Here is a 5,524-nt window from a genome sequence, read left to right as displayed (position 1 = left end):
CTTACCCGACACGCCGAAAAATGGAATCCGGTTTTGAAAGGTGGTGCGGCGGATGGATGAGTCTGTTCCGAGCATTGTATGCCATCCGCCGCGCTCCCCACTCTATACGCCGTCGGGATAGGACACGCCGGGGAGATGGTGGACAGAAAAAGACCCCGATGCTGGTAACATCGGGGTCAACGAATCTAAAAACATAGCCATCATAGCACACCGCTGGTAACGGTGATGACGGCGACACCGGCGCGCTCGGGAGATTTTTCGCACGGTATATAAGAGGCCCGCCCGGCTGAGGGGTACGACCACCGGTGGGAGGCGTCAGAGGCTAGGTCCTCAACAGACCCCTGAATCGCGGATGGCATAAAAGGGATGCCCGACATCCGCTTTGGTTTACCGGACCTCAAAAATGGCGTTCAGGGGGTTTTCCGGCTTCTCCGGGCGTAACGACCCCGGCTGGTTTCGATTGTCTTGGCTCCGTCCGAACCATCGCACCCTGCTCCCCTCGCATACAGGGGACAGGAATCTCCCGAGCTTCCACCATCCGAACCTGTGACGGCAATGACGGCAGTGACGGCAATTTCGATAGCGGATCATGCCGTCATCGTGCGGTAGGTCCTCTTTGCCCTTTGGAAAGGGCGGGCCGGACGGCAGCCCCAAACTTTTCCTGCGGGGCGTCGCCCCACACCCCACACTCGCCGTGGGGCAGGAGGAAAGACAGGCCGTCTTTCCTCCGTGTTCGAGTGTGGCGCTCCGCTTTCGTCAAGCCCTTTCGCGGCATATCCTCACTTGCTTCGCTCGCTCCGGTATTCCACGGTGGCTTGACCACGCTCCCGCGCGGCATGGTTCACAGTGGAGGACGCCGCCGTTGGACGGGTCCCGGTGGGGTCAATGGAAAAACGCCGTATGGGGAGTGGAATCCCTGTACGGCGTTTTGCTCCCGGTCGGGTGGCATATCAAGGCCCGTCCTGTCTTTGCAAAAGTGGTAAATGTGTTGTAAATTGGCTGGCTCCATGAGCCGGAACCCCCGGTTTCATGCGGGTTCCGGGGTTTTCCCGGATTTCCATAACTAAATATTCTATATTTTGATTAAGAATACTATGGGGGACGGTTGTTTTTAACAAGTCATTTAATAGCCTTATTTGAAATGATAAGCTATCTATGACGGTGTCTTCCAATTCATATAATGAACCCCCATAAAGTTGGGACAGTTTGATTAAGTTTTCGGTACAAGGCTTTGCTTCACCGGTTTCCCATCGTGATACAGCCTGCCTGCTGACATTAAGGTAATTGGCGATTTCTTCTTGAGAATAGCGAAAGCTGGTCCTTAATTCTCTTAATTTGTCTTTTAATTCCATCGAAGTATCCTCCTGTTTTTTATAGGATATATCGGTTGGCTATCTTTGTCCACCACTTTTTGTAAATTATTGGTTTACAAAGCGAAGAAGAAAATGACATTATATGAATTCTCATCGCGTTTAGGCCAGAAGTGCAAAAACTATGGACCGAATCCGTTGAAAAAGCTTTAAAATACGAGGGATATTAGTGGATATGCAAAAAAGTAAATTCCAGATGCGGAAGCATCTGAAATTTATGGTTGCTCGAGAAGTTTCCTTTCGGACATTTTCATAAGGGTTAACCAGGGCGTTGTAAATGGCAAAAGAATCGCCAAGGAGTGACCTGACTCCCTGTATTCCCAGAGCCGCAATGAATTTACTGGGGAGTGGCGTGAAGCAATGCCGTTTGCCGTAATTTGGAGCGGAGTGGTGCCAGACCTTGCTGAGATTGTGAGGCTTTGTCAAAGTGGAATGAAATTGTACCTCTTGTAGTACGACCGCTGGGTATGCTTGACATAGAATGTGGATTTGACCTAAAATCAAACCAGCGGTATTTACATCCCATGGGTGTTGAAATACAAATTCAGAATAGAAAGGGTGGTTTGTTATGAAGATGAATCGTGTGTGGAGGGTGCACGCTTCCTAACCCTCCGAATCATTTTTTGGAGGAGTACCTATGAAACATCAAATCACCATTGGAGAAGCAGTCACAGAATTGGAAGTTGCAGCCTTTTGGGAGCAACTTCGGGCCTATTACAGGCGGGACATATTTCCTGATCCAAAGGATACGGACAGGGAGTTCTTCCTAAGCCGAGAGCGTCAGGCACAGATGCAACAAATCCATGATAGAGTGCAGGATCCATGCTACTATCTGTTCTTTCACAGAGACGGCCAGAACATTGGGTTCGCGTTGCCGGTAATCTTTACGTCGGAGGACGGCAAGTGCTTTATCCTGGAATTCTGCGTTTATCCTGAGTTCCGCGGAAATGGCACGGGAAAGGCGTGTGCCCAAGCGCTTCTAACTTGGGCCAAAGTCAACGGGGCGCACTATGCCGAGCTGAACTACGGCGGGGACCAGCGTCGATGCCGATTTTGGGAGAGTGTGGGTTTTGTCACAAACGGTGTGGATGAATGGGGAGATGCCCTGATGCTGCTCCCCCCAAAAGAGGAGGTTCCCATTGCTGTTGAAATTCTCACTGATCCCGAGGATTGGCAACTGAAAAAGCTGGAAAATGGATTTTTGAAGGAGATTGGTGAGCAGACACTGACGAAAGAAAAACAGAAGCAACTGGCTCAGGCCATTCGAGCTGGGAAAATCACGTTCTTTATGGCAAGACGTGGTGACCGGGCAGTTGGAATGTGTAGCGTCGTCAAATGCTTCTCTACCTTTGCCTGTACAGACACGGGGATATTCGATGACTTCTATGTGGAGCCGGTATTTCGCAAGAAGGGAATTGCTCGGCAGCTTATCAAAGCCGCACAGGTATGGAGTCGTGAGCAAGGCATGTCCAGTTTGACGGTTTGCTGTGCTCCCTGTGACGAAACGATGTATCAATCCTTGGGCTTTGAAACCCAGTTAGGCACGACTTGGGCATATTTGCGTTAAAGCAAAGCGGGGTTGCCACACTAGAATTCCATGTGGCAACCCCGCTGCATGTTTCTATGGGTGAAGGTGCCCTGTGTCAAAATTTGCGCTGCATAAACAAAGAAAAGACACCCGCCTAACTAGCACAGTGTTAACAATGAAAAGCTCCATTGCAAATTGATAACTTTCTCTTAACTCTGCCCGTGTGCCCTGGATATTTCAGATGTCTGTGGTATGCTGTGTCGTTGCAAAGGAGGCGACACACATGGCAAAGAAACGAGCCAACGGTGAAGGCAGCATCCGCAAGAGAAAAGACGGACGCTGGGAAGGCCGATACACCGCAGGGCATGACCCGGAGACGGGGAAAGCCATCTACAAGAATGTGCTGGGCAGAAGTCAGGCAGAGGTCAAGGAGAAGCTGAAACAGGCCATCGGGGAAATCCAAGCACTGGACATCACCAAGGCGGGGAAGTACACGGTAGGGGAGTGGATGGAGGTGTGGTTCCAGGACTATGCCAAGATCAAAGTCCGGCCCTCCTCCCATCAGACCTACCAGGGCTACATCCACAACCACATCCGCCCCAACATCGGAGAGATTCCGCTGGAAAAACTCACTTCTCTGGACTTGCAGAAGTTCTACAAAAAGCTACTGACCACAGGCAGGGTAGACCGGCTGGAGGCCAAGGGACAGCCCAAGGGCCTCAGTGCCAAGACGGTGCGGAACATCCACCAAATTCTATCCTCTGCCCTAAAACTGGCGCAGGAGCAGCGGCTGATCCTCACAAACCCAGCCGAGGGCTGCGCCCTACCTCGTGTGGAGCACCAGGAGATGAAAACCCTGACCACGGTGCAGCTGGCCTCCTTCTTCCAGGAGGCCAGGGAGAGTGGCGTGTTTGAGCTATATTACCTGGAACTGGCTACGGGCCTACGGCGGGGCGAATTGCTGGGGCTGAAATGGGAAGATGTTGATTTAGAACGGGGTGACCTCCGGGTGCGGCGGCAAGTCTCCCGCATCAACGGGGAAGTGGTGGAAGCGCCCCTGAAAACGAAAAACGCCTACCGTACCCTGCCCCTGGCAGAGGATACGGTAAGCGTGCTGAAAGAGCAGAGAAAGAAAGTGGGCAATAGCCCATGGGTGTTTCCCTCTCCCAACGGTGGGCCCATCTCCCCGGACAGTGTGCTGCATATGCTCCACCGAGTATTGAAGCGGGCAGGGCTGCCCAAGGTGCGGTTCCACGACTTGCGACACACCTTCGCCACCCTGGCCCTGCAAAACGGGGTAGATGTGAAAACGGTGTCCGGGATGCTGGGCCACTTCTCCGCAGGGTTTACCCTGGACACCTACGCCCACATCACCAGTGCCGCCCAGCGTCAGGCGGTGCAGACCATGGGAAACGTGCTGGCGGGGAGGATTCAAGGCTGACTGGACAAAACTCCTGTATAGGTCAACAAAATATAAATGCTACACCGTTAAGTATCTTTTGTTAAACATTTCTTCGTAATGTATAAGTACCAAGCGTAGAATGCAGAAGGAACTATAAATACAATACATTCTACATATCCATATTCAATTGGCAAATTATTTGGTAGAAATGTATTTGTTATATTTGTAGCGCTGTGACATATTATACATGGTATTATATTGTTTGTTTTATAAAAAAACACTGAACACATAAATCCGAATGAAGTAGCATAAACCATTTGCAATATAGTCATTGCTATATCTTCTCCACCAAAGAAATTCGTAATATGAACTATTCCAAAAATTATACTTGGCAATACAATTGCTGCTTTTGAATTCTTGTTTGCGATTGTCCTAATTAAAAAACTACGAAATAGTATTTCCTCCGAAAAACCTACTCCCAGCATAGTTATACAAATTAAGAAAATTTCTTGCCATGAATAATTTATGTGTATTCCAAAACATAAATTAACGATCGGAATAATTATCATGGGAATACAAAAAAGTAAATTCTTGTAATTAAGTTTTTTTAAGCTATTCAACCCGTAATATGACAGTAATTTTTTCTTTCTTAACAATATAAGTATGATTGCTGGAAATAAAATTTCTACCAAAGCGTTAATGCTATTGGGTATTTTTATTACAATATTAGATGCTATATTGGCCAATATGAGTGACAAAAAATATATAGCTATGCATATAACAGAAAAAAACAATTCTTTTTTAAAATTATTGTCCTGCGTATACAATGTGTATCCCCCCAAAATTCGAATTTATTACAACTGGCTCGATTATATATTAAAATTCAGTAATATTCAATTATTTATTGACTTTTTTCGCTTTTTAATAGATCCTATGTAAGTGCCAATTGACGCAGTTCCGATCGGTGTTGAGACTGACTAGCACTCCCTCCCCACCGCTCCAAACTCCGGTATGGGTCAGCGTTTGGGTCAAGTCCATTTAATAGGGGTTAAGCGGGGAAAAGAGAAAAGGACCCTTGCAAATCTAAACCACCGAAAAAGGCCTAATATAGTGGCTCAGTTGTCAAGACAAAAATCTAAGATTTTTATAATGAACTGATACGGTGGATAAGTTACAGGGATGAGGTATAGGACGGTGGAATACTCCCATTCCCATATATGCTAA

Annotated in this window: 3 protein-coding genes; 2 read left to right on the top strand and 1 reads right to left on the bottom strand. The window is 48.0% G+C overall.

Translation table 11 applies throughout. The annotated features are described in order from the left end of the window. Positions 1-950: 950 nt before the first annotated feature. The gene (locus tag B5G37_RS13925) at positions 951-1,352 is read right to left on the bottom strand and encodes a helix-turn-helix transcriptional regulator (RefSeq protein ID WP_087258822.1); all 402 of its coding nucleotides are present in this window, start codon (positions 1,350-1,352) and stop codon (positions 951-953) included. Positions 1,353-2,007: 655 nt separating this feature from the next. Between B5G37_RS13925 and B5G37_RS13920 the strand changes: the two genes are divergently transcribed. Beyond that, positions 2,008-2,937, top strand: a complete 930-nt coding sequence (locus tag B5G37_RS13920; RefSeq protein WP_087258821.1) for a GNAT family N-acetyltransferase — start codon at positions 2,008-2,010, stop codon at positions 2,935-2,937. 244 nt (positions 2,938-3,181) lie between these two features. Further along, a complete protein-coding gene (locus B5G37_RS13915) occupies positions 3,182-4,339 on the top strand; it encodes a site-specific integrase (RefSeq protein ID WP_087258819.1) in 1,158 nt (385 codons plus the stop codon). Positions 4,340-5,524: the final 1,185 nt, after the last annotated feature.

This window comes from Pseudoflavonifractor sp. An85, from assembly GCF_002161235.1.
Taxonomy (GTDB): Bacteria; Bacillota; Clostridia; order Oscillospirales; family Oscillospiraceae; genus Enterenecus.
The sequence above is the reverse complement of the archived record's forward strand: the minus strand, read 5'-3'. Positions and strand labels throughout refer to the sequence as shown.